The sequence below is a fragment of the Enterobacter sp. R4-368 genome, assembly GCF_000410515.1.
GTDB lineage: Bacteria > Pseudomonadota > Gammaproteobacteria > Enterobacterales > Enterobacteriaceae > Kosakonia.
This window is the reverse complement of sequence record NC_021500.1, coordinates 4,386,224-4,410,487: the sequence shown is the minus strand read 5'-3', so window position 1 is coordinate 4,410,487 and position 24,264 is coordinate 4,386,224. Positions and strand designations below refer to the sequence as shown.

At 57.2% G+C, this 24,264-nt stretch carries 21 protein-coding genes; 8 read left to right on the top strand and 13 right to left on the bottom strand.

Features of this window, described 5'->3' with window-relative positions:
* Positions 1-7: 7 nt before the first annotated feature.
* Positions 8-2,104: a TonB-dependent receptor gene (locus H650_RS20535; RefSeq protein WP_502690845.1), complete on the bottom strand. Its 2,097-nt coding sequence runs from the start codon at positions 2,102-2,104 to the stop codon at positions 8-10.
* A 286-nt stretch (positions 2,105-2,390) separates the two neighbouring features.
* On the opposite strand from H650_RS20535, the gene H650_RS20530 reads away from it, so the two are divergent.
* The 3 genes from H650_RS20530 to H650_RS20520 are packed head-to-tail and all read left to right on the top strand — an operon-like array spanning position 2,391 to position 4,659.
* Positions 2,391-2,810: a DUF2231 domain-containing protein gene (locus H650_RS20530; protein WP_020456961.1), complete on the top strand. Its 420-nt coding sequence runs from the start codon at positions 2,391-2,393 to the stop codon at positions 2,808-2,810.
* An 11-nt stretch (positions 2,811-2,821) separates the two neighbouring features.
* Positions 2,822-4,120, top strand: a complete 1,299-nt coding sequence (locus H650_RS20525) for a PQQ-dependent sugar dehydrogenase (protein ID WP_020456960.1) — start codon at positions 2,822-2,824, stop codon at positions 4,118-4,120.
* Between the two features lie 59 nt (positions 4,121-4,179).
* The gene (locus H650_RS20520) at positions 4,180-4,659 is read left to right on the top strand and encodes a tetratricopeptide repeat protein (protein WP_020456959.1); all 480 of its coding nucleotides are present in this window, start codon (positions 4,180-4,182) and stop codon (positions 4,657-4,659) included.
* Positions 4,660-4,703: 44 nt separating this feature from the next.
* Here the strand turns inward: H650_RS20520 and H650_RS20515 are convergent, their stop codons facing one another.
* Genes H650_RS20515 through H650_RS20505 form a run of 3 tightly spaced genes read right to left on the bottom strand, consistent with a single transcriptional unit; the run spans position 4,704 to position 7,686 of the window.
* Positions 4,704-5,492, bottom strand: a complete 789-nt coding sequence (locus H650_RS20515; RefSeq protein WP_020456958.1) for an ABC transporter ATP-binding protein — start codon at positions 5,490-5,492, stop codon at positions 4,704-4,706.
* Complete coding sequence (locus tag H650_RS20510) at positions 5,489-6,517, bottom strand: FecCD family ABC transporter permease (protein WP_189660120.1); 1,029 nt, start codon at positions 6,515-6,517, stop codon at positions 5,489-5,491. Before H650_RS20510 ends, H650_RS20515 begins: the two co-directional genes overlap by 4 nt.
* Positions 6,518-6,567: 50 nt before the next feature.
* Positions 6,568-7,686, bottom strand: coding sequence for an ABC transporter substrate-binding protein (locus tag H650_RS20505; RefSeq protein WP_020456956.1), 1,119 nt, complete (start codon positions 7,684-7,686; stop codon positions 6,568-6,570).
* Positions 7,687-7,903: 217 nt separating this feature from the next.
* On the opposite strand from H650_RS20505, the gene H650_RS20500 reads away from it, so the two are divergent.
* Together H650_RS20500 and H650_RS20495 are read left to right on the top strand one after the other, a co-directional pair.
* Positions 7,904-8,329 carry a hypothetical protein gene (locus H650_RS20500; protein ID WP_020456955.1) on the top strand — a complete coding sequence of 142 codons (426 nt, stop codon included), beginning with the start codon at positions 7,904-7,906 and terminating at the stop codon, positions 8,327-8,329.
* A gap of 91 nt (positions 8,330-8,420) precedes the next feature.
* The gene (locus H650_RS20495) at positions 8,421-8,990 is read left to right on the top strand and encodes a hypothetical protein (RefSeq protein WP_020456954.1); all 570 of its coding nucleotides are present in this window, start codon (positions 8,421-8,423) and stop codon (positions 8,988-8,990) included.
* A 75-nt stretch (positions 8,991-9,065) separates the two neighbouring features.
* On the opposite strand, the gene mtnA is transcribed toward H650_RS20495, so the two are convergent.
* On the bottom strand, positions 9,066-10,088 hold the full coding sequence (gene mtnA / locus H650_RS20490) for an S-methyl-5-thioribose-1-phosphate isomerase (RefSeq protein WP_020456953.1): 1,023 nt from the start codon (positions 10,086-10,088) through the stop codon (positions 9,066-9,068).
* 101 nt (positions 10,089-10,189) lie between these two features.
* On the opposite strand from mtnA, the gene mtnK reads away from it, so the two are divergent.
* Positions 10,190-11,389: an S-methyl-5-thioribose kinase gene (gene mtnK / locus H650_RS20485; protein WP_020456952.1), complete on the top strand. Its 1,200-nt coding sequence runs from the start codon at positions 10,190-10,192 to the stop codon at positions 11,387-11,389.
* A 36-nt stretch (positions 11,390-11,425) separates the two neighbouring features.
* Here the strand turns inward: mtnK and H650_RS20480 are convergent, their stop codons facing one another.
* Genes H650_RS20480 through H650_RS20465 form a run of 4 tightly spaced genes read right to left on the bottom strand, consistent with a single transcriptional unit; the run spans position 11,426 to position 16,257 of the window.
* Entirely contained in the window at positions 11,426-12,670 is a 1,245-nt protein-coding gene (locus H650_RS20480) for an LVIVD repeat-containing protein (protein WP_020456951.1), read from the bottom strand.
* Positions 12,671-12,679: 9 nt separating this feature from the next.
* Entirely contained in the window at positions 12,680-13,744 is a 1,065-nt protein-coding gene (locus H650_RS20475) for a sugar ABC transporter substrate-binding protein (RefSeq protein ID WP_020456950.1), read from the bottom strand.
* Positions 13,745-13,762: 18 nt separating this feature from the next.
* Positions 13,763-14,758, bottom strand: coding sequence for an ABC transporter permease (locus H650_RS20470; protein WP_020456949.1), 996 nt, complete (start codon positions 14,756-14,758; stop codon positions 13,763-13,765).
* Positions 14,755-16,257 (bottom strand): sugar ABC transporter ATP-binding protein, encoded by a 1,503-nt coding sequence (locus tag H650_RS20465; RefSeq protein ID WP_020456948.1) that lies wholly within the window; start codon positions 16,255-16,257, stop codon positions 14,755-14,757. The genes H650_RS20470 and H650_RS20465 overlap by 4 nt, the downstream gene beginning before the upstream one ends.
* 162 nt (positions 16,258-16,419) lie before the next feature.
* Here H650_RS20465 and H650_RS20460 point away from each other — a divergent pair, with 162 nt between their 5' ends.
* A complete protein-coding gene (locus H650_RS20460) occupies positions 16,420-17,508 on the top strand; it encodes an oxidoreductase (RefSeq protein ID WP_020456947.1) in 1,089 nt (362 codons plus the stop codon).
* A gap of 54 nt (positions 17,509-17,562) precedes the next feature.
* On the opposite strand, the gene betA is transcribed toward H650_RS20460, so the two are convergent.
* Genes betA through betI form a run of 3 tightly spaced genes read right to left on the bottom strand, consistent with a single transcriptional unit; the run spans position 17,563 to position 21,351 of the window.
* Complete coding sequence (betA, locus tag H650_RS20455; RefSeq protein WP_020456946.1) at positions 17,563-19,242, bottom strand: choline dehydrogenase; 1,680 nt, start codon at positions 19,240-19,242, stop codon at positions 17,563-17,565.
* A 27-nt stretch (positions 19,243-19,269) separates the two neighbouring features.
* A complete protein-coding gene (gene betB / locus H650_RS20450; protein WP_020456945.1) occupies positions 19,270-20,742 on the bottom strand; it encodes a betaine-aldehyde dehydrogenase in 1,473 nt (490 codons plus the stop codon).
* A 12-nt stretch (positions 20,743-20,754) separates the two neighbouring features.
* On the bottom strand, positions 20,755-21,351 hold the full coding sequence (betI, locus tag H650_RS20445; RefSeq protein WP_044489591.1) for a transcriptional regulator BetI: 597 nt from the start codon (positions 21,349-21,351) through the stop codon (positions 20,755-20,757).
* A 238-nt stretch (positions 21,352-21,589) separates the two neighbouring features.
* Between betI and H650_RS20440 the strand changes: the two genes are divergently transcribed.
* Complete coding sequence (locus H650_RS20440) at positions 21,590-23,620, top strand: choline transporter (protein ID WP_020456943.1); 2,031 nt, start codon at positions 21,590-21,592, stop codon at positions 23,618-23,620.
* Between the two features lie 28 nt (positions 23,621-23,648).
* Here H650_RS20440 and H650_RS20435 read toward each other — a convergent pair whose 3' ends face one another.
* Positions 23,649-24,239, bottom strand: coding sequence for a TetR/AcrR family transcriptional regulator (locus tag H650_RS20435; protein ID WP_020456942.1), 591 nt, complete (start codon positions 24,237-24,239; stop codon positions 23,649-23,651).
* Between the last annotated feature and the right edge of the window lie 25 nt (positions 24,240-24,264).

The window sequence follows — 24,264 nt, the reverse complement described above, 5'->3', positions numbered from 1 at the left end:
GTGACACTCAAAAATCGAGACTGTAGCCCAGCGTCGCGGTGCGACCCCGACCGGCGAAATAGCGATCCGGATCGACAGACGCGCTTTGCGAATAGTAGGTGATGTACTGTTTATTCAGCAGGTTAGAAACCCCAAGGCTCACCTGCCCGTACGGCAGCTTGTAGCCGACCGCCGCATCCACCAGCGCATAACCGGAAAAGTCTTTTTCCGCATCGTCGAATGTCTTGCTGAGCGCCCAGTTGGCTTGCAGGAAGGTGCTCAGTTGCGCATTCCAGTTTGCCGACCAGCTGGCGATGATGCGATCCGGGGCGATATTTAAGCCATCGAGTTTCGCATCCAGGCTGCCGTTGTCATCGCTGTCATACCGGCCGCGCATGTGTGACCACGACAAGGTCAATTTGTGATCGGCATTCGGGCTGTAACCGGCGCTCACTTCCACACCGTCAATCTCGGTCTTTTCGCGACGGGCGACAAACGCATCGTTGACCAGCTCAACGCGGCTGCCGAGCTTCGAGGTGGACTGGTAGTAACTGGCTTCGAAATCAAACGGCGCGTGTTGTACGCGAAAACCGATTTCGCTGTTTTTGGTGACGATCGGTTTCAGACCGTTGTAGTCATCCAGTTTGATGCCCGGCGTGTCGATGCCGCGCAGCACGCGTCCGACATCCGGCACGGTAAACCCTTCGCTGTAGCTGGCAAACAGGCTTAACGGTTCAACCGGTGTCCAGACCACACCGGCGTTATACAGCGTCTGGTCGAACGATGGCGTGCCCCCTTCTACCGTCACGCGGTCGTTGGCCCACACGGTTTGATAACTGTCGATATTCAGCCGGGCATATTCATAGCGAACACCGCCGCTTAATTTCACCGATTCAACCGGCGTGTATTCCAGTTGCAGGAACGGAGACAGATCGGTGTAGTTAATTTCCGGAACGTAGGTGCGCCCGGTAGCCCATAAATCCTGTTTCGAGTTATCAAACAGGGTATCGAAACCCACCGTCGCTTTAATGCGGTCATCCCAGAGATCGTCTTTGGTGAGCGCGATTTTGCTGCCGTACTTATCGGTATACGCACGGCTCTGATCGTACAACGTGCCGAGGGGAGCAATAGCCGGATCCTGGAACGACGAGGAGTTGGTCGCGCCGAACAGCGCTTCATAGCGCTGATAATAGGCCAGCGCCGTCAGCTTCATGCCTGCCAGATTGTAGTTATCGTAGGTGGCTCCTACCGTCCACACATCGTTATGCGGCGCGCTGCCCGGCGGGTTACCTTTTTTCGAGGTGGTTACTTCACCGTCATCGCGATCGCCTCGCACGCTGACATAGTTATCTTTGTTTTTCAGGCGGTAACGGTTAAGGCTCAACTGTACGCGCTGATCGTTATCCAGCCAGTAACCCACTTTCGCCAGCAGATCCCAGGCGCGGGAGTCCATCAAATCGCCCTGCGTGTTATCTACGCCAATCGCGTGGTTATTGGCGTCTTTGAACAACCCCTGATCTTCGTAGCTCAGGGCGAAGAGGTAATCGATGTACTCTTCGCTGCCGTTGATGCTGTAGTTGGTTTTATAGGAAAGCGTATCGCGGTTAAATTCCGCGGTGGGCGTGGTGGTTTCCACGCTGACATGCTGGTTGACGGTGCCCGGTTTCGCGCGTTTGGTGATGATGTTGATCACCCCGCCCGTCGCGCCGACGCCGTTGCTGGCGTTCGCCCCTTTGATCACCTCAATGCGCTCGATCATCGAGGCGTCGATGGTATGCATTTCGCGCCCGGTCGGGCGCAGCGGGTTTGATTGTGGGATCCCGTCAATCATCACCAGCGGTGTGCGCCCGCGCAGCGTTTCGCCGCTGCCGGACATTTTCTGCCGTGACGGTGAAAACGACGGCAGCAGGTTGCTGAGGATCTGCGAGGTATCGGAGGTAATTTGCCGCTGCTGGGCAATCTCTTTTTCGCTGATGACTTTGATGACCTGCGGGGAATCATTACGCGAACCGTCGGTGCGGGTGGCGGTCACAATCAGTTCATCATCACTGTTTTTCGCATCCTGCGCATAAAGTGGCGAGGCGAAAAGCAGAGCCATCGTGCCGTATAAAGGGGAAATTCTCATCTAAACAACCCTCAATTTTTATTATTCCCCACCGTTTGCGGGGATCATTCCGTAACAAAATCAAATGACAACAATAAGAAACATTTTGATACCGATTATCATTATCGATAAAAGAATGTAAAGTGAATATTTTCCAGGCGAAATTGAGGGCCGCCTGAAGAGCGAGACGTGAATGGAACAAACACAACACATAAGCAAAATTAATTAAATTTTGTGTAAGCGGTCTACCCTTTAACAAGCAGATCCTGTGGCTTATCCCGATTGTTTCCACCAAAAGGAACGACCAATGCAAACACTCTCCGGGCCATCGCGCGCGACGCTTGCGCTTTACGAACTCTTTAATCCGCTGCCTACCGGCTTTTTTGTGGCGGCGTGGATCTTCGATATTCTGTATCTCAAAACCTTTCAAATTATGTGGACCGACGCGGCAAGCTGGCTTATCGCCATCGGTTTGTTGATTGCCATCCTTCCCCGGCTCATCAACCTTGTGCAGGTTTGGGTAACGCAGCGCCATAGCGTTACAAACGCGGAAAAAATCCATTTCTGGCTCTGGATGCTGGCGATTGTGCTGGCGATTTTTAACGCCTTTGTGCACAGCCGGGATGCTTACGCGGTGGTGCCGCTTGGCGTGATCCTCTCAACGGCGGTAGTGATTTTGCTGCTGATTGCCCATCTTCAACTCGCCCTGCGCATGCGTGTCCAGTAAGGAAACAAACCATGAATATGCCTAATCGCTTACTGACCGTTGCCGCGCTCACCGCCCTGCTCACCGCCTGCGATCAGGGGGCAAACATAGACCCGATGAAACAAATTGGCTCAGAGCCAGAGTTGCCAAAAGCACAGAATTTCCTGTTGCCGCCTATGCAGGTGCCGGAGGGCGTGGCGTGGAAAGCGGGAGAAACGCCAACAGTCCCGCAGGGGTTAAAAATCGAAAAAATAGCGGATGGCCTGCTGCACCCACGCCAGCTGTACGTTTTGCCGAATGATGACATTCTGGTCGCCGAAGCCAATGCCCCGGCAAAACCGACCACGCGCCCAAAACAGCTGATTATGGGTCTGGTGCAAAAAGCCTCCGGCAAAGGCGGCCCCGGCGGTAACCGCATCACGTTGTTGCGTAACGCTGGAGGCACATGGCAAAAGCACACGTTTATTGAAAACCTGTACTCGCCGTTTGGCATGCAGTTGATTGGAAATACCTTGTGGGTCGCCAATGCCGACAGTCTGGTGAAATTCCCGTATCAACAAGGAGAAACCACCCTCAGCGTGCCGGGAGAAACCGTCACCGAACTGCCCGGCGGACCGATTAACCACCACTGGACAAAATCCCTGCTCGCCAGCCCCGACGGCAGCAAACTCTATGTAGGCGTGGGTTCCAACAGCAATATCACCGAAAACGGTATCGGCGCGGAATATCGCCGCGCGGCGGTGCTGGAAGTGGATGCCGCCACCGGCGCGAGCCGGATCTATGCCAGCGGGCTGCGCAACCCGACCGTGCTGCAATGGGAGCCAGAAAGCGGTGCGTTATGGGCGATCGTCAACGAACGCGACGAAATTGGCTCCGATCTGGTGCCGGACTACATGACATCGGTAAAAGAGAAGGGTTTCTACGGCTGGCCATATAGCTACTTTGGGCAGCACGTGGATGAGCGCGTCAAACCACCGCGCCCGGACTTAGTGGCGCAGGCCATCAAACCGGATTACGCGCTTAGCTCGCATGTCGCACCGCTCGGGTTCTTGTTCTATACCGGCGACAATATGCCGCAATATCGCGGCGGCGCGTTTATCAGCGAGCACGGAAGCTGGAACCGGAAGCCGCTCAATGGCTACCAGGTGGTGTGGGTGAAATTTGCCAACGGCAAACCGGTTGGACAACCGCAGCCGGTGGTGACCGGTTTTCTTACCGATGATCAGAAACAGGTGCGCGGGCTACCGGTCGGGCTGGCGATGGATAAACAAGGCGGCGTGCTGATTGCCGACGATGCCGGTAACGCCATCTGGCGAATCAGCGCGCGCTAATCTTGTCGCTGCCTGTTCCCTGCTTTATAACGTTCAGACACGCTTAATGGATGAAAACGATGGATAGCAGATTGCAGGCAGCGATTGCGCTGCGCAAACAGGGTCAACACGATAAAAGCCGTCAGGCGCTGCAAGCGCTGGCAGAAGAGCCCGCGCTACGTGCGCAGGCGTTGCTCAATATCGCCTGGTCGTATGATAACGAAGGCAAAGAGCGCGACGCCGAGCCTCATTACCTGGCGGCGCTTGCGGCCGGATTAAGCGGTGAAGATAAGTTCGAAGCGCAGTTTGGGCTGGCGTCAACGTGGCGCTGCCTGGGCAAATACGCACAGGCGAAAAGCTTGTTTGAAGAGATCATGGCAAGCTGGCCGCAGGCCACCGAAGTGCGGCCATTTTATGCTTTGTGTCTGCACAATCTTGGCGAACACGACAACGCCATTGCCGTGCTGCTGGCGTCGATTATTGAGCATCCCGACGCCCGCACCGAACCCTATAAAGCCGTGCTGCAGCATTACGCGCAGCATCCGCATCAACGCTGGTGACCGGTGTAGCGGTGCTGTTTGCCGCAGTGGACGGCGCGCTGGGACTAGCTTGCCTGATGGGTTAAACCGTCAATAATCACCTGCTTCATCCCTTGCGAGCAGGGTTCCACGCGCCCGCGTACACCGTAGACCTGCGCCAGACTTTCCGGCGTTATCACCTCGCCCGGCACGCCGTTCGCCACTAACTCGCCTTGCTTCAGGATCAGCACATGGTCGCCGTGGCGCAGCGCGATATTGATATCGTGCACCACCACCACGGTGACGATATTGCGGCTGCGCGTTTCCCGCTTCACCAGATCCATCACGTGGAACTGGTAGTTGAGATCCAGCGCGCTGAGTGGCTCATCGAGCAACAGCAGTGAAGGTTGGCGGATCAGCGATTGCGCCAGCCCGACTAACTGTTTCTGCCCGCCGGAGAGCTGATCGAGGTAGTGCAGCGCCAGATGCTCGATACCGAGCTGGCGCAATAGCGACATCACTTCGGCCTGCTTTGCCGCGCTGTGTAAGCCGCCGGAAGCACGTTGTGCGACGATAATCGACTCCAGAACATGCAAATGAACGCCCGCTGGCAGCGATTGCGGCAGATAGACGACCTGCTCGGCGCGTTTTGCAAACGGCTGGCGGAGCAGGTCTTCGCCATCGAGCAGCAATTCCCCTTCTGCTTTGTTCAGCCCGGCCATTGCCCGCAGCAGCGTCGATTTGCCGCTGCCGTTTGGCCCAAGCAGAATTGTCACTTTGCCGCGCGGCAAATGGGAAATATTGAGATCGCGAATAATCTGTCGCTTGTGATACCCCGCGCCAAAACCGCGCAGGCTCAGGCCGCTCTGGCTCATACACTCCCCCGGTGGCGCACAATGATGGTGATAAAGAACGGCACGCCAACCAGCGAGGTGACAATGCCCACCGGAATAATCACCCCATCGATCAGGTTTTTGGAAACGATAGAAGCCAGCGATAACACCAGCGCGCCAATCAACGCGCTACCCGGCAGATAAAAACGGTGATCCTCGCCAAACAACATGCGGGCGATATGCGGAGCGACCAGGCCGATAAAACCAATCGGGCCGACAAACGCTACCGACAGCGCCGACAAGATACTGATGCGCAAAAGCGTTGCCAGCCGCAGACGACGCACGTTAATGCCAAAACTTATCGCCCGATCTTCGCCGAGGCGCAGCGAGGTCAGTTTCCATGAACTGAGCATCGACAGCGGCATGATCACCGCCAGCGCCAGTAGCAAAATGCCAAGTTTCTCCCACGACGCGCGGGCAATGCTGCCCATGGTCCAGAACACCAGCCCCTGCAGCGTGTCTTCGTTGGCGATAAATTGCAGCATCGACACCAGCGCGTTGAAGGTAAACACCAGCGCGATACCGAACAGCACCACGCCGGAGGTCGCCACCTGCGTCCAGCGGGTAATACCGTCCAGCAACAGCGCCGCCAGCAGCGCAAAAAGAAACGCGTTCGCCGAGATAAACCACTGCCCCGGAACGCCGGGAATACCGATACCAAGTACAATCGCCAGCGCCGCGCCAAACGCCGCCGCCGACGACACACCCAGCGTAAATGGGCTGGCTAACGGGTTATTCAGGATGGTTTGCATCTCCGCGCCCGCCAGCCCCAGCGTCAACCCAACAATGATCGCCATCAGCGCGTACGGCATGCGGATATCCCAGACAATCACCCGCGTTCCGGCATCGGCGCTCGCCGGGTCAACCAGCGTTTGCCACAGCGTATCCAGCGGCAAACCAGAGGGGCCGAGGGTGAAATCCAGCAGCATTGAGGCGGCAATGAACACCATCAGCAGCGCCAGCAAACTGACGCGGCGGCGAAGGATCACGCGGTAATTGAGCATCAGGCTGTCCGCAGCCGTTTCCTGCCTCTGCTCGTTTGTTTCCAGAATGGTACTCATTTGCCCTGCTGCCAGCTATAGACGAAGTTGTTATCCGGCAGTTTGGTGAAGTTTTTGATGATGTGATGGTAGGTCGCATCCGGGTTCAAATCCGCAAACGCCTGCGGATAGATATCTTTCGCCAGATATTCCATACCGACAATGTTGTACGGATGATTGTAGAAGTGGTGGTAAACGCCATACACACGTTTTGCGCTGACCGCCGGGATCTGCGCGACACCGGTGCGTTGCAGCAGCACCTGCGCCTGTTTATTGACCTCATCTTGTGAGACGTTCAGCCCGAGCGGCAGCACCTGGCTGTTGCCCCGTTTAGAGCCGGTCATGATATAGACATCCGGGTTGGCGCTGATGAGTTTTTCAAGCGAGATAAACCCGGTTGCGCCCGGTAGCAGCTCAGAGCCAAGGTTCTTCGCGCCGACCGCTTCAACCAGCCCGCCCCAACCGCTGTGCCCGTGGGTAAAGCAGCAGCTATCCGCGTTACCGGCCAGCGCTTCGACGAATACCTTCGGTTTCGGGTTGATGGCGGCGGTTTTCTGCTCAATCGCTGCTAATTGCTGGCGATAATAGGCGGTGTACGCCGCCGCGTTGCTTTCGCGGTTAATCACTTTACCCAGCAGATCGATACTCGGCGCAGTGTCTTTTGCCGGGTTCACTTCGTAATCAACAAACAGTACCGGAATGTGCAGCGCGGTCAGTTTAGCCAGCACGCCGCTATCGGCCAGCGCCGGTTTCGCGCGCAACTGCGCAATCATCAGATCTGGCTGTTTCGCCAGCACGCTTTCCAGATCAACATTGCCTTTATCGCTAAAGCCCATGTCCATAATGCGGGTCGCTTCCGGCCACTGGGTTTTCAACATTTCCCAGGTGGCAATGTCCTGTTTTTTCGCCAGATTGTTCCATGCCACCAGCCGTTTAAACGGATTGTCGCGATCCAGCAGCGCCATCGTCATGATGTCGCGCCCGTCCTGCAAAATAATGCGTTGCGGTTCGTGTTCAATGGTCACTTTGCGGCCATCGAAATCGGTTACGGTGAGCGGATATTGCGTGGCGTGCGCCAGCATGGGAACAGCGAGTAAAGCGGAGAGCACGAACGTAAAGATTGATTTCCCTTGCATAAAAAAACAACCCTGCAGATAGTCAGATATTAATGATTTTGATAATTATTATCATGTCAAAATAAACGAAACATATACAACATCAAAAAACAGGCTGACCGCAACCCCGCGTTAACATCCTGATTCGTTTTCTCTTTTGCTGACATCGTTTCTTACGGATTTTCACCGCCGCGATGGATTACCTTCGTGCTTTGCCAAAAACCTGCGGAAACCGCCGATGAAATACTCCCTGCTTCTCTTGCTGATAACCTTTATCTCCAGCGTGCGGGCGGATGATGCCGTCCGACTTCACTGCCCGACACGCGGCAACCTGACGGTCTCTTTTTTTGACTACAACCTGATAACCATGAAGTGGAGCGACCATTTTCAGGTCGCGGCGGGCAAAGAGCGCAGCAAAACCAAAGCGGGCGTCCCGTTCTGGAGCACCACGTTTGGTAACGGCGACAACTTAGCCTTTTTCCCGGATTCCGGTCAGTACTATCTTTTTTATGCTGGCGCGAATGCGCCTGAACAGTGCAGCGAGCTGGGCAGTTTTGTCTACCCGGTGATCACCCCGCCGCGCTATGACAAAAACGCCAGTACGCCGCAAAGCCAGGCCAGCACCATTGATAAGGATGTGATTTTGCTGCACCCGGCGACCTGAATTTCCCCTACCCAATCCAGTAGCCTCCCTTTGTGACACGCCGCAAGGCGTGTATGCTGCCAGCGCCGCTGCGGCATACAGGGAGGTCATCATGCAAAAATTCATTATGTTGATAGTTATCGTGCTGCTTTCGGGCTGCGCGACGACGTCGCCAATGCCGGAATGGGACAACATCACCGCGCTGGAAGTGCGCCAGGATCGCATCACCGCCTATTCCGACCATTACGCCTACAACTTCATCCGTAACGATCCGCATGCTGATGCCTACGCCCGGTACGCTGAGTTTTATCAGGAGTTTGCCAGCCATGTTCCCGGCGTTGCCGTGAACTTTGTGGTGAAAGATAAAAAGGTGACGGCTGAGTACAAAGCGCTCGTTGATGCCTCCGGGCTCAGTGCCGCGCAAATTGAGCGCCTGCGTTATCACTACGGGGCAAACATTATTGAGCCGAATAAAAAGCTGGCGGTGACCTTCAGAGCGCAGGGTGACGTGGTCTACATTCTGCAACACCCGTACGGCCCTGATACCCGTACGCTGGAAAAACCGGTGACCGTCACGATTAACGACACCACCAAACAGCATGTCTCGTGGACGGCGCCCCTACTGATCCCGGCGTTTCCACTGATTATGATTTACGGCTGCGCCACCGGGCCGTGCGTGTGATCGGCGCCGTTTCCCGCATAGAGAGTTACCGCCGTCTGGCAAGCAAACAGCGGTGTTAAGCCGGTACGTTGGTAATTAGCGTGGCTGGAAGATCCCGTTCGCCACATCAGCAGGTGTCACCACGCCGCTGTCAAGTACCCAGCCGCTGATGAGCGCCGCCGGTGTGACATCAAATGCCGGGTTGTAAACCCGCGCATTTTCCGGCGCCCAGTTCACTGCGCCAAAACTCCCGGCCACCCCGGTCACTTCCGCGGCAGCGCGCTGCTCAATGGGAATGGCATCGCCATTCGGGCAGTGCGGGTCGAGCGTGGTTTGCGGCGCAGCCACATAAAACGGGACGTTGTGGAATTTCGCCAGTACCGCCAGCGAATAGGTACCGATTTTGTTCGCCACATCGCCATTGGCGGCAATGCGATCGGCACCAACCCATACCGCATCCACCTGCCCTTTCGCCATCAGGCTGGCGGCCATGGAATCAGTAATTAACTGATACGGCACCCCCAGCTCGCCCAGTTCCCAGGCCGTTAGCCGCCCGCCCTGTAATAATGGGCGGGTTTCATCCACCCATACATGGGTAATTTTTGCCTGCTGATGCGCCCGCGCAATGACACCCAGCGCGGTACCGACACCCGCTGTCGCCAGCCCACCGGTGTTGCAGTGGGTCAGCAGTCGGCTGCCCGCTTGCACCAGCGCGCTGCCCGCTTCGGCAATGTTGTCGCACAACTGTTTATCTTCTTCGACAAGCCGCAGCGCTTCGGCGGTTAACGCCGCCACAAAGTGCTCCTGCGTGAGCGCCTGTTTCATGCGATCAAGGTTATTCATCAGGTTCACCGCCGTCGGGCGCGCCGCGCGCAACGTTTCCAGCGCCTGCGCCAGTTGGTCGCGGTTTGCGCCCTGTTCTGCCAGCAGCGCCAGCAATAAGCTGGCAGAAAGGCCAATCAACGGCGCGCCACGCACCCGTAGGGCATGAATATGGCCGACAAGATCCTCTACCGTGCTGGCCGGTAGCCACTGTTTCTGCTGCGGTAAGGCCTGTTGGTCGAGAATAAATAATTGATTGTCGGCGACTCGCAGGCTGGTGGTCTGTAATGGCTGCATTGCGTTAAATCCCTGTTGCGTTGTTGTAGCGTATTGTGTCAGGATGACATTCGGATGTATAGACGTCCAAATGGCTTTATTAGCAAAAGAGGATCGAGGCAATGTCGCAATACCGTACCTTCTCCGCCCGCGATGCCGTGGCGTATGCACGACAATTTGGCGGCCTGGACAACCCGTCCGAACTGGTGGACGCACAGGAGGTGGGCGACGGTAACCTCAATCTGGTGTTCAAAATCTTCGATACCCAGGGTGTGAGCCGCATTATTGTCAAACAGGCGCTGCCCTATGTGCGCTGCGTGGGTGAATCCTGGCCGTTAACGCTTGATCGCGCCCGGCTGGAAGCGCAAACGCTGGTCGAACATTACCAGCACAGCCCGCAGCATACGGTAAAAATCCACCACTTCGACCCGCAACTGGCGGTGATGGTAATGGAAGATCTCTCCGATCATAAAATCTGGCGCGGCGAGCTCATTAACAATGTGTTTTACCCGCAAGCGGCTGCGCAACTGGGCGAATACCTGGCGCAGGTGCTGTTTCACACCAGTGATTTTTACCTCCATCCGCATGACAAAAAAGCACAGGTCGCACAGTTCATTAACCCGGAAATGTGCGAAATCACTGAAGATCTGTTCTTCAACGATCCCTACCAGGTTCATGAGCGCAACAACTACCCGGCTGCGCTGGAAACGGAGGTCGCCGCCCTGCGCGATGACGCGCAACTGAAACTGGCGGTCGCGGCGCTTAAACACCGCTTCTTCTCTCACGCCGAAGCACTGCTGCACGGCGATATTCACAGCGGCTCGATTTTTGTCGCCGACGGTAGCCTGAAGGCGATTGACGCCGAGTTTGGTTACTTTGGCCCCATCGGTTTTGATATCGGCACCGCCATCGGCAACCTGCTGCTCAATTACTGCGGTTTACCAGGGCATCTGGGCATTCGCGATGCGGCCAGCGCGCGTGAACAGCGTCTGACCGATATTCAAACCCTGTGGACCACCTTTGCCGAGCGCTTCCAGGCGCTGGCGCGAGAGAAAACCCGCGACGCGGCGTTAGCGCAACCGGGTTATGCCAGCGCCTTCCTGAAAAAAGTGTGGACCGACGCGATCGGTTTTTGCGGCACGGAGCTGATTCGCCGCAGCGTTGGGCTTTCACACGTCGCCGATATCGACACCATCAACGATGAAGCGATGCGACACGCCTGCCTGCGCCACGCCATCAAGCTCGGTAAAGCGCTGATTGTCATCGCCGAGCGTATTGAGAACGTCGATGAGTTGATTGCCCGCGTGCGTCAGTACAGCTAACGCAGCCCTCTCCCCCTGTCGGGGGAGAGAACCTCACTACCCGAGATACTCGATTATCGACAACCCGCCGTTGTAATCGGTGCTGTAGATAATGCCGTTCGCATCAACAAACACATCGCAAGACTGGATCACGCGCGGGCGTGCAGGCCGCGTATCCATCATCTTCGCTGGCGCGGCAGGCACCAGCGCGCCGGTTTCCACCGGACGATACGGGTTAGAAATATCGTAAGCCCGCACGCCCGCATTCTGGTAAGTGGCGAAAATCAGCGTCGAGCTGATAAAGCTGCCAGGGCGATTTTCGTGCAGGTTGTGCGGCCCGAAATGCGCCCCTTTCGCCACATAATCGGTTTCGTCCGGCTGCGGGAACGTCGAGATGCTTACCGGATTTGACGGCTCACGAATATCAAACAGCCAGATCAGCTTCTCGCCATCTTCCTGATTGTCGAGCACCGCTTCATCCAGCACCACCAGCAAGTCCCGGTCCGGTAGCGGCAGCGCGGTGTGCGTACCGCCGCCAAACGGCGGGCTCCAGTTGCGGTGGCTGATCAGCTTCGGCTGGGTTCTGTCTTTCACATCCAGTAGTGTTAACCCGCCGTCGCGCCAGCTGCCGTACGCCGTATCCCCGGCGATAATCGCGTGGTGTAGCGCATAGCGTTTGCCTTCCGGCCACGCTGGCGTTTCCCCTGCGGCCTGGTTCATTCCCGGCAGCCACCAGCGCCCGGCAACCTGCGGTTTACGCGGATCGGCCAGATCGATGGTCAGGAAAATGTAGTCGGTAAAGCCGTCGATCAGCGCCGAGACATACGCCCAGCGCCCGCCCACATACCAGATACGGTGAATGCCGATGCCGTTGAGCGACAGAAAGCTGATTTCGCGCGGTTTATCGGGCGTGGAGATATCAAAAATGCGCAGCCCGGCGCTCCAGCCTTTGTCCTGCACATCGCTGACCGTCTCGCCGACCGAGCGGGTGTAGTAGACCTTTTCATCGGCAAAGCGCGCATCGGCGAACAGATCGCGCGCGTTGATTACTAAAAGCAGATCGTCATGGGCTTGCAGATGCACATTCCAGGTGCCCGGCGGGGCCGGGACGTAGCCGGCGGCTTTCGGTTTTTTCGGGTCGCGCACATCCACTATCGAAAACCCCTGCGACACCATATGCCCGATATAGGCAAAGCCACGGTGCACCATCAGTTGCACACCGTCCGGGCGACCGCCCTGATCGCTGTGACCAATCAGCCGCATATTGCGGCTGTATTCAGGACGCGGTAATTCACTCGCCATGTCCGTTCCTTACTTGTTTTTCGCTTCCAGCGTGGCGAACCACGGCGCGATAAAATCTTCCGTCTGGCCCCAGCCGGGAATGATTTTGCCGAGCGACGCCACATTCACCGCGCCCGGCTGGCTTGCCAGCAGCGCTTGCGGAATGGCAGCGGCTTTAAAATCGTAGGTGGCAGGGGTCTGTTCACCGGCAATTTTATTGGCGATGAGGCGCACATTGGTGGCACCAATCAGTTTCGGATCCACCGCCACGCTTACTTTCCACGGGCTGCCCGACTCGCGCATCAGTTGCAGATCCTGGTTGGAAACGTCGATGCTGTAGAGTTTGATCTCGGTGCGACCGTTCTCTTTCAGCGCTTTATACGCGCCCTGGCTGAAGGCATCCCAGGTGCCCCAGATTGCATCAATCTGCCCTTTCGGGTATTTCGCCAGCACCGCGCCCACTTTGTTGGCCGTGTCGCCCTGCACATCGGAAGAGACCGCGCCAATCGACTCCAGCTCTTTAATGCCTGGATTGGCTTTCAGCAGCTCGGCGTAGGCGGCCTGGCGGCGCTCCATCGGCGGGAAACCGGCGACCCACAGTTTGATAATGTTGGCTTTGCCGTTGAAATCTTTCACCAGCTCGCCAAAGGAGAGTTTGGTTAGCGAGGCGTCATCCTGCTGCGTCACCGTCACGCCCGGAATTTCACCGTTAACAGCGGTATCAAACACCGCCACTTTGATGCCCGCAGCGACCGCTTTTTTAATCAGATCGGTGGAGTACGGATCGCGCCCCTGCGACAGAATAATGCCGTCATATTTCTGGCTGATCGCCTGGTTAACGAAATCCTGGAATTTGGCGTCGTCACCGTTGCTCAAAAAGGTGCTGATTTTAAAACCGAGTTTTTTACCTTCCTGCAACGCGCCGGAGACAAACTGGGTGGTATTATCGTCTGAACCCAGGTTGCGGATAAGCGCAATGCGTATCGGGCCGTGGTGATTAGCAATGGCGTCCGGCACCGGCGCAGGTGTCGTGGCGTGTCCTGGCAGCGCGCTCAGTAAGCCCAGCGCCAGCAGTGAGAGTGCAATTTTTTTCATCTGTTTTCCCCTGAAGAATTAACGACGCTGGAAGTAAGTCAACGCAAGGGCACCGGCCAGCACCAGCCCCTTAATAATGTCCATCGCGTAATAGGGCACCGACAGCATCACCAGCCCGTTTTGCAGCACACCGAGAATAACCGCTCCCACCAGCGTGCCGAGCGCATTCGGTTTGCCGGAACCGGCGAGCGAGAAACCGATCCACGCCGCCGCCACCGCATCCATCAAATAACCGCCACCGGCGTTGACCTGCGAAGAGCCAATGCGTGACGCCAGCAGAATGCCGCCCAGCCCCGCCAGCAGCGAGGCGATAACATATGCCGCCACTTTATAGCGCGTGGTACGAATGCCGGACAGGCGCGCCGCTTCCGGGTTGCCGCCAATGGCATACATGCGACGACCGTGGGTGGTCAGCGACAAACCCAACTGCGCGACAACCGTCACCACCAGCATAATGATCACAATGGTCGGCACCTGGCCGAGCAGACCAAACGCCGCCGGAATGGTGCCCTCCGCCATATCGCCGCTCGGCAGCACCATATTTTCGGTAATCGAACCGCCATAGCTGTAGGTCATTGCCACACCCTGAATCACAAACAGGCTGCCAAGCGTCGCCAGCATGTCGGGAATGCGCAGCACCACAATTAAAAAGGCGTTGAACAAGCCCACCAGCGTACACAGTGCCAGCGTGATAATGATGGCTTCGGTGGTACCAACGCCGTGCCAGACAAACAGCGAAATCACCAGCGCATTCGCCAGTGAGGCGGTGGAACCGACCGACAGATCAAACCCGCCGATGGTCAGCGAAATAGAGACACCAATCGCAATCACCGTGACGATGGCGATCGAGCGCAAAATGTTGATGATGTTGAAGGGATCGAGGAAGTTGTCCGACGCCACGCCAAAGATGGCGATAAGCGCGACCACGGTAAGCAACATGCCCCATTTATAGAGAAAATCAAAAAACTGCTGGCGGGGCGTCGCCGCCGCATTGACTGACAGGGCCTTACTCACGGCGCCGTTCCTCCGGTGGAATAATAAAGAAGCGTCTCTTCGCGGGCATCCTCGCCCTGCACTTCCGCAACAATGCGCCCATCCCACAGCACACAAATCCGGTCACACAACCCCACCAGTTCGGCGAATTCACCCGAGGCGTAAATCACCCCTTTGCCTTCGCGCGCCAGGCCATCAATCAACTGGAACAGGTCGGTTTTCGCTTTCACATCCACGCCTTTGGTCGGCTCATCGAAAATCACCACATTGGCGTGACCGCGCAGCCATTTGCCAATCGCCACTTTTTGCTGGTTGCCGCCGGAAAGACGGCGCAGCGTTTGCCCCGGCCCGGTAGTGCGTACGCCAACGCGGGCAATCACTTCCTGCGCCCAGCGCCAGGCCTGGCGATGCGCAAAAAAGCCCCAGCGCGAGAAACTGTTATCCGCGCTAATGGACAAATTCATACTCACCGGCTCATCAATAAAAATGCCCTCTTTGCGCCGCTCTTCCGGCACCAGCGCCAGCCCGCGCATCACGGAATCGGCCGGATCGCGCGGCCGCCACGGTTGGTTATTCAGCTCGCCACGGTTGATTCGGCTTTTACTCGCACCGAACAGCGCTTTACACAGCTCGGTTTTCCCCGCCCCCGCCAGACCGGCAATGCCGAGAATTTCCCCTTTACGCAGGCGCAGCGAGATATCTTTCAGCAGCCCCTCGTCGTGCAAGCCGTCAATGCTTAGCAGCACTTCATCACTGTGCGGTGGACGGGCTGGCGGGTAGATGTCGCTCAACTCATGACCGAGCATCTTCTCGACAATCGCTTCGCCGCTCAGGGTGTGCATCGGGCCGGATTCAATCAGTTTGCCGTCGCGCAGCACCGTTAAGGTGTCGCAAATCGCGTTCAGTTCGTGGATGCGGTGCGAGATAAACACCACGCCAATGCCCTGCTGTTGCAGGCGTTTGACCACGGTAAACAAGCGCTCACTTTCATGCTGATCGAGCGGTGCGGTGGGTTCATCAAGAATTAAAAAACGGCAGTGGTGCGAAAGCGCGCGCGCCAGCAGGATCTGCTGCTTCTCCGCCAGCGTGCAGCTATCGATCGAACGTTTTACATCAAACATCACATCGAGTTGCGCCAGCGCCTCGCGCGCCGATTTTCGGATCTCGCCCCAGCGGAAACGATGTCCGCCTTCCGCCAGCTTATCGAGCATGATGTTCTCGGCAATGCTCAAACCCGGGATCAGCGCAACATCCACTTCCTGCTGCACCAGATGAATGCCCAGCTGTTTGGCATCGCGCGGGGTGCGAATCGCCACCGCCTGGTTATTGATGGCGATTTCGCCTTCGTAATGGTCGTATGTGCCGCACAGCACCGCCATCAGCGTCGATTTCCCAGCGCCGTTCGCGCCGGTTAAGGCATGCACCGAACCGCCGCGCAGGGAGAAATTGACATGCGACAGCGCCTTAAAGCCGCCAAAGGCCAGGCTTATGCCGCGCATTTCGAGGTGGTTGCTGCTCATTCGCACGCTGTTCCTGCAATTAATAGGTTGATTTAACGAATTTTTCACAGCCTCGCTTGACTGGCAACGACAGAAAATGCATAAGATAAAGCTAAATATTATTAGCCATCCGGATGTCCAGACATAACATCGGGTTAGCGATCACGCACAAGGACACAACACATGAGCAGCACTGATATCCGCGTCGTACCCGGCCCGGCCAACTACTTTTCCCACGCTGGCAGCCTCGCGCGGTTGCATGATTTCTTCAGCGCAGAACAACTGGCGCGCGCGGTATGGATCTATGGAGAGCGCGCCTTTGCCGGGGCAAAAGCGTTTTTGCCGCAAGGGTTTAACACGCCGGGCGCGAAACACATTTTGTTTAAAGGCCACTGTAGCGAGCACGACGTGAACGAACTGGCGCAGCAGGCGGGCGACGATCGCGCGGTGGTGATTGGGCTTGGCGGCGGCGCCTTGCTGGATACCGCCAAAGCGGTGGCGCGCCGTCTTGGTTTACCGGCGGTCGCCATTCCGACCATCGCCGCCACCTGTGCGGCGTGGACGCCGCTGTCGGTGTGGTATAACGACGCTGGTCAGGCGCTGCACTTTGAAATTTTCGACGACGCCAATTTTCTGGTGCTGGTTGAACCGCAAATCATCCTGAATGCGCCTGCGGAATATCTGCTGGCAGGCATCGGCGATACGCTGGCGAAGTGGTACGAAGCGGTAGTGCTGGCACCACAACCAGAAAAGCTGCCGCTCACCGTACGTCTGGGGCTAAACGGCGCGCTGGCGATCCGCGATGTGTTGCTACAGAGCAGTGAACAAGCTCTTGCTGACCAGCAGCGCGGCGAGGTGACGCAGGCGTTTCGCGATGTGGTGGATGCGATTATCGCCGGGGGTGGGATGGTCGGCGGGCTGGGCGAGCGTTACACCCGCGTTGCCGCCGCACACGCGGTGCACAACGGTTTAACCGTGTTGCCGCAAACGGAGAAATTCCTGCACGGCACCAAAGTAGCGTATGGCATTCTGGTGCAGAGCGCCCTGCTCGGCGAGGACGATGTGCTGGCGCAGTTGATTAACGCCTATCAGCGTTTCAACTTGCCGACCTCGCTGGCAGCGCTGGACGTGGACATTAATAACCGCGCGGAGCTGGATAAAGTGATTGCTCACACTCTGCGCCCGGTGGAGTCGATTCACTACCTGCCGGTGGAACTCTCCGCCGATACGCTGCGCGCGGCGTTTGAAAAAGTGGAAGCGCTGTCGCGCTAATCGCCCTTCTTTGCGTAATGCCGCCGGTAAACGCCTTACCGGCGGCATTTTCTTTTACGCCCGCAGCGGTGTACCGCGAACCGGGCGATCGCCCGCCACGAAATAATCCGCATTGCTGCGCGGCAGCGGCGTGCGGCCACGGATGTTATCGGCAATCTTCTCGCCAATCATAATGGTGGTGGCATTGAGGTTACCGGTGATGATCAGCGGCATGATCGAGGCATCCACCACGCGCAAGGCTTCCAGCCCATGAACACGCCCTTCGCCATCGACGACCGCCATCTCATCGCTACCCATTTTGCAGGTGCCGCACGGGTGATAGGCGGTTTCGGCATGGTTACGCACAAACTCATCCAGTTGCTCATCGCTCTGGCACTCAATGCCCGGGCTGATTTCCCGCCCGCGATATTTGTCCAGCGCCGGCTGGTTGATGATCTGCCGGGTGATACGAATCGCGTCGCGGAATTCGTGCCAGTCCTGCTCATGGGCCATGTAATTAAACTGAATGGCCGGATGCTGGCGCGGATCGCGCGATTTCAGACGCACAAAACCCCGGCTTGGCGAGCGCATCGAACCCACATGACACTGGAAGCCGTGCGCTTCTACTGCATTTGAGCCGTTGTAGTTAATCGCCACCGGCAGGAAATGGTACTGAATATTCGGCCAGGCGAACTCCTCGCGGCTGCGGATAAACCCGCCGCCCTCGAACTGGTTGCTGGCCCCAATACCCGTGCCGTTAAACAGCCACTCCGCGCCAATTTTCGGCTGGTTCCACCACTTCAGCGCCGGATAGAGCGACACCGGCTCCTTGCACTCATATTGCAGGTACATTTCCAGGTGATCCTGCAAGTTTTCGCCCACGCCCGGTAAATCATGCACCAGCGGAATATCGAACTGCCGGAGCAGCTCAGCGGCACCGACGCCGGAGCGCTGCAAAATTTGCGGCGAAGCAATCGCTCCGGCGCAGAGCAACACTTCCCGGCGCGCATGCACCTCATGTGCCGTGTCGCTGGAGCCCTGCAAATAGGCCACGCCGACAGCGCGTTTCCCCTCAAACAGAATGCGATCGGTGGTGGCATGGGTAATGATTTTCAGGTTCGGCCGCGTTTTTGCCATGTCGAGATAGCCGCGTGCGGTGCTCGAGCGGCGGCCTTTCGGCGTGACAAAGCGATCCATCGGGCCAAAACCTTCCTGCTGGTAGCCGTTAAGATCGTCAGTGCGCGGGTAACCGGCCTGCACGCCCGCCTCAATCATCGCGGCGAACAACGGGTTGTTGCGCGGCTTGCAGGTAGTGATGCTGACCGGGCCGTCGCCACCGTGGTAATCGTTCGCGCCGATATCGCGCGTTTCCGATTTACGGTAATAGGGCAGACAGTCGCGGTACGTCCAGTGCTCAAGACCCGGCTGCTGCGCCCAGTTATCGAGGTCCATCGCGTTGCCGCGCACGTAGCACATGCCGTTAATCAGCGATGAACCGCCCAGCCCTTTACCGCGCCCGCACTCCATGCGGCGATTATTCATGTGCGGCTCAGGTTCTGTTTCATAGGCCCAGTTGTAGCGCTTGCCCTGCAACGGGTAAGCCAGCGCCGCAGGCATCTGCGTACGGAAATCAAAACGGTAATCGGGACCACCCGCTTCGAGCAGCAGAACATTCACATCGCTCTCTTCGGTCAGTCTTGTTGCCAAAACGTTCCCTGCGGATCCGGCTCCAATGATGATGTAATCAAATTCCATTCGTCGCTCCTCAGGTTAAAACTTTATTCAAAATACGGACTGAAAACGGCTCAGCTCGAGCTGGACGGATTTGACCTGCGTATAGTTTTGCAGCGTCATCAGGCCATTTTCGCGCCCAACGCCGGAGTGCTTGTAGCCGCCCACCGGCATTTCAGCGGCGGATTCCCCCCAAGTGTTGATCCAGCAAATACCGGCTTCAATCTGGTGAATGACGCGGTGCGCACGGTTAAGATCTTGTGTCACCACGCCCGCCGCCAGGCCGTAATCGGTAGCGTTGGCGCGGCGCACCGCTTCCTCTTCGCGCTCATAGGTCAGAATCGACATCACCGGACCGAAGATCTCTTCACGCACGATGGTCATCTCATCGCGACAGTCGGTAAATACGGTGGGTTCGACCCACGCCCCGTGGTCGAAGTCACCGCCGGTCAGACGCTTACCGCCGCACAACAGGCGCGCGCCTTCGTTGATACCGCTTTCGATATAACGCATCACGTTGTCGCGGTGCGCAAAACTGACCAGCGGCCCGAAATTGGTGTTCAGATCGTTGACATTACCGGCCTTAATGCGCGCCACGCGCTCAACGATTTTTGCTTCGAACGCCTGCTGCAAGGCCTTCGGAATAAACACGCGCGTGCCGTTGGTACACACCTGGCCGGAGCTGTAGAAGTTCGCCATCATGGCGATATCGGCGGCGAGATCGAGATCGGCGTCGTCAAAGATAATCAGCGGCGATTTACCGCCCAGCTCCATGGTCACGTCTTTCAGCGTTGAACCAGCTGCATTCGCCATCACTTTCTTGCCGCTGGCAACGCCGCCGGTGAAAGAGACTTTGTCGATGCCCGGATGGTCGGTCAGCAACTGTCCGGTCACCGCGCCGCTGCCGTTCAGCACGTTAAATACGCCGTCTGGCACGCCAGCTTCGCTGTAAATTTCCGCCAGTTTCAGCGCCGTGAGCGGCGTGACTTCGCTCGGTTTAAAGATCATGGCGTTACCGGCCGCCAGCGCAGGCGCAGATTTCCACAGCGCAATCTGGATCGGGTAGTTCCACGCGCCAATCCCGGCCACCACGCCAAGCGGTTCACGGCGTGTGTAGACAAACGAGGTGTCGCGCAGCGGAATTTGCTGGCCTTCAAGAGAGGGGATAAGCCCCGCGTAATACTCGAGTACGTCCGCGCCGGTGACGATATCAACGGCCTGGGTTTCGCTCAGCGGTTTGCCGGTATCCAGCGTTTCCAGCGCCGCCAGTTCATCATTGCGCTCGCGCAGAATATCGACGGCGCGGCGCAGGATGCGCGAGCGCTCCATGGCGGTCATCGCGGCCCAGATTTTCTGCCCTTTTTGCGCACTGGCAACGGCGCGATCGACATCGCCCTGCCCGGCTTCGTGCACCTCGGCCAGCACCTCGCCGTTCGCCGGATTGATGGTCTGGAATGTGTTACCCGCCGCAGCCGGGACGTATTGACCATGGATATAGAGCTGCTGTTCTGCGAATCGGGACATACTTCCTCCTTCTCAGTGATTCGTCGCGCCAGCCAGTTGCTGGCGAATGAATTGGGTGGTGAGCGTTCTGGCAATGTCCAGGTTAAAGGGTTTGCCGCTCAGCGCCGCGCGAAGCCAGAGGCCATCGATCAACGAGGCAAGGCCATGCGCCGCCAGCCGTGCCTGTTCACGCGGTAGATCGCGGCGAAACTCCGCCGCCAGCGTGGAGAACAGTCGGCGGCTGCTGACGCGCTCCAGGCGACCAAGCTGCGGCTGATGCATACTGCTGGCCCAGAAATCGAGCCAGGCTTTCATCGCCGCGCTGTGTACCTGGCTGTCATCAAAATTGCCTTCGACAATCGCCAGCAAACGCGTTTCGGTACTGGCCTGCGCGAGCGGTTTTAATCGCTGCGCCACGGCGTCGCGCAACTGGCGGGTGATGTCGCGCATGGTCGCTTCCAGCAGACCATTTTTGTCCCTGAAGTAGTGGCTGATGATGCCGGTCGATACGCCAGCGCGGCGCGCAATTTGCGCAATCGTGGCGTCGTTAATTCCTACTTCGTTAATGGTACTCAGGGTCGCATCAATCAGCTGCCGACGGCGTATCGGCTGCATTCCCACCTTTGGCATGGCTCCATCTCCACCGCAATGTAAGGGCCTTATTTAATCTTTTTTTGATTGCACGTTCAATATAAAAAAAGATTTTGTTAGGATACTGTGCTTCAATTGTTAAATAAACGAAGCGGGAATGTATAAGCTAAATACGGCGACGCAAACCGTGAGAACAGAGAGGAGCAAACGCGATAAAACAACCGATGTTTGGCGTTAATCTTTTGAAAAATTACAGGAAATTAACCAGAGGTAACCGATGATTAATCCACCTGCCAGTGAAAAAGACAGAATCAATCCCGTGGTGTTTTACACCTCTGCCGGACTGATTCTGACATTTTCACTGGTCACCATTTTGTACAGCGATTTCGCTGCGACCTGGATCCAGACTACCGTTAACTGGGTCTCCTCCACCTTTGGCTGGTATTACATGCTGGCCGCGACGCTCTATATCGTCTTTGTTATCTATATGGCCTGCTCGCGCTACGGGGCGATTAAACTCGGGCCGGAGCAGTCCAAGCCGGAGTTCAGTTTGCTGAGCTGGTCGGCGATGCTGTTTGCCGCCGGGATCGGTATCGACCTGATGTTCTTCTCCGTCGCAGAGCCGGTGACGCAATATATGCAGCCGCCGGAGGGCGCAGGCCAGACGATGGAAGCCGCGCGCCAGGCGATGGTGTGGACGCTGTTCCACTACGGTTTAACCGGCTGGTCGATGTATGCGCTGATGGGGATTGCGCTGGGCTACTTCAGCTACCGCTATAATCTGCCGCTCACTATTCGTTCTGCGCTGTACCCTATTTTCGGTAAACGCATTAACGGCCCGATTGGCCACACGGTGGATATTGCGGCGGTGATCGGCACCATTTTTGGTATTGCCACTACGCTCGGTATTGGCGTGGTGCAGCTTAATTACGGGCTGAAAGTGCTGTTCGACGTGCCGGAAGGGCTGACCGCGCAGATGGCGCTGATTGTGCTGTCGGTGGTGATCGCTACCATTTCGGTCACCTCCGGGGTGGATAAAGGCATTCGCATCCTTTCGGAACTGAACGTGGCGCTGGCGCTCGGGCTGATCCTGTTCGTGCTGTTTATGGGCAAGACCGATTTCCTGCTCAACGCGCTGGTGCTCAATGTTGGCGACTACATCAACCGCTTTATGGGCATGACGCTCAACACCTTCGCGTTTGATCGCCCGACGCAGTGGATGAACAGCTGGACGCTCTTCTTCTGGGCCTGGTGGGTCGCATGGTCGCCGTTTGTCGGGCTGTTCCTTGCACGTATTTCCCGCGGGCGCACCATTCGCGAGTTCGTGCTCGGCACGCTGATTATTCCGTTTACCTTCACCCTGCTGTGGTTGTCGGTGTTTGGTAACGCCGCGCTGTATGAAATCATTCACGGTGATGCGGGGTTCGCCCAGGAGGTGATCGCCCATGCCGAACGCGGGTTCTACAGCCTGCTGGCGCAATATCCGGCGTTCAAACTCAGCGCTTCTGTCGCCACCATTACTGGCCTGCTGTTTTATGTCACCTCGGCGGATTCCGGCTCGCTGGTGCTGGGCAATTTCACCTCGAAGCTGAAAGATATCAATAGCGATGCGCCGAACTGGCTGCGGATTTTCTGGTCGGTCGCTATCGGCGTGCTGACCATGGGCATGCTGATGACCAATGGCATTTCCGCGCTGCAAAATACCACGGTGATCATGGGCTTGCCGTTCAGTTTTGTGATCTTCTTTATTATGGCCGGGCTGTATAAATCGCTGAAGGTGGAAGATCACCGCCGTGCCAGCGCCAGCCGCGAAACCGCACCTTATATTCCGGCGAGCAACGATCGCCTGAGCTGGAAAAAACGCCTCTCGCGGCTGATGAATTATCCGGGTACGCATTACACCCGGCAGATGATGGAAACGGTGATTTACCCGGCAATGCAGGATGTGGCAAAAGAGCTGGAACTGCGCGGCGGACGGGTATCGCTTGAAAATGTCGCGCCGGAAGAAGGCCAGCCGCTGGGCTACCTGGATCTGCGCGTCCACCTCGGTGAGGAGCAGGATTTTGTCTACCAGGTATGGCCGCAGCAATACTCCGTACCGGGCTTTACCTACCGCGCACGCAGCGGCAAATCGCACTACTTCCGGCTGGAAACCTTCCTGCTGGAGGGCAGCCAGGGCAATGATTTAATGGACTACAACAAAGAGCAGGTGATCATCGACATACTGGATCAGTACGAACGCCACCTGAACTTTATCCATCTGCACCACGAAGCGCCGGGCAATAATATTGTTTTCCCTCAGCCATAACGCAACGGGCCACTTCGGTGGCCTGTTTTTACGGCGCAGGCCACAATCCCATTGCCATACGCGCAACGCCGAGCAGAGTTTCCCGGCTCGCGCCATCGCGCGCCTGAATCGACATCCCCTGCTGAATGCTGACATACAACCGGGTCAGCGCATCGATATCGGTGGTCTCAGGTAACTCGCCGCGCTGCTGCGCCTCGCTCAGGCGCGCTTTTAGCTGCGCAACGCCGCCATTACGCAACTGACGAACCCGCTCGCCCAACCGTTCATGGCCTTCGCTGGCAACCGCTGACAGCGTCACCATGCAGCCATGCGGCAAATCGCAGCGGGTTAACACCTCGGCCGATCGCTCCAGCCACGCCGCAATGGCTTTTTTCGGCGATGGCTCGCTTGCCATATCGCCCCAGATCGCTGGCGCAACGCACTGTTCGTAGTGCTGCAACACCTCGTCGTAGAGATCTTCTTTGCTACCGAACGCCGCATACAAGCTGGGCGATTTAATGCCCATCGCCTCATACAGATCGTTCATAGATGTCGCGGTGTACCCCTTCTGCCAGAAGAGTTTCATCGCGTTGTTCAGCGCCTCGGTACGGTCAAATTCCCGTGGTCTTCCCCGGCTCACTTTCGCCTCCTCGCATTTTGTGCTG

Coding starts and splice junctions, on each gene's coding strand:
- H650_RS20515 (WP_020456958.1), bottom strand. CDS start 5,492: ATGAGCCAGAGCGGCCTGAGCCTGCGCGGTTTTGGCGCGGGGTATCAC.
- H650_RS20460 (WP_020456947.1), top strand. CDS start 16,420: ATGAGCAGCACTGATATCCGCGTCGTACCCGGCCCGGCCAACTACTTT.
- H650_RS20520 (WP_020456959.1), top strand. CDS start 4,180: ATGGATAGCAGATTGCAGGCAGCGATTGCGCTGCGCAAACAGGGTCAA.
- H650_RS20535 (WP_502690845.1), bottom strand. CDS start 2,104: ATGAGAATTTCCCCTTTATACGGCACGATGGCTCTGCTTTTCGCCTCG.
- H650_RS20440 (WP_020456943.1), top strand. CDS start 21,590: ATGATTAATCCACCTGCCAGTGAAAAAGACAGAATCAATCCCGTGGTG.
- H650_RS20495 (WP_020456954.1), top strand. CDS start 8,421: ATGCAAAAATTCATTATGTTGATAGTTATCGTGCTGCTTTCGGGCTGC.
- H650_RS20480 (WP_020456951.1), bottom strand. CDS start 12,670: ATGGCGAGTGAATTACCGCGTCCTGAATACAGCCGCAATATGCGGCTG.
- H650_RS20525 (WP_020456960.1), top strand. CDS start 2,822: ATGAATATGCCTAATCGCTTACTGACCGTTGCCGCGCTCACCGCCCTG.
- H650_RS20530 (WP_020456961.1), top strand. CDS start 2,391: ATGCAAACACTCTCCGGGCCATCGCGCGCGACGCTTGCGCTTTACGAA.
- betI (WP_044489591.1), bottom strand. CDS start 21,351: ATGCCAAAGGTGGGAATGCAGCCGATACGCCGTCGGCAGCTGATTGAT.
- H650_RS20500 (WP_020456955.1), top strand. CDS start 7,904: ATGAAATACTCCCTGCTTCTCTTGCTGATAACCTTTATCTCCAGCGTG.
- H650_RS20465 (WP_020456948.1), bottom strand. CDS start 16,257: ATGAGCAGCAACCACCTCGAAATGCGCGGCATAAGCCTGGCCTTTGGC.
- mtnA (WP_020456953.1), bottom strand. CDS start 10,088: ATGCAGCCATTACAGACCACCAGCCTGCGAGTCGCCGACAATCAATTA.
- betB (WP_020456945.1), bottom strand. CDS start 20,742: ATGTCCCGATTCGCAGAACAGCAGCTCTATATCCATGGTCAATACGTC.
- H650_RS20475 (WP_020456950.1), bottom strand. CDS start 13,744: ATGAAAAAAATTGCACTCTCACTGCTGGCGCTGGGCTTACTGAGCGCG.
- H650_RS20505 (WP_020456956.1), bottom strand. CDS start 7,686: ATGCAAGGGAAATCAATCTTTACGTTCGTGCTCTCCGCTTTACTCGCT.
- betA (WP_020456946.1), bottom strand. CDS start 19,242: ATGGAATTTGATTACATCATCATTGGAGCCGGATCCGCAGGGAACGTT.
- mtnK (WP_020456952.1), top strand. CDS start 10,190: ATGTCGCAATACCGTACCTTCTCCGCCCGCGATGCCGTGGCGTATGCA.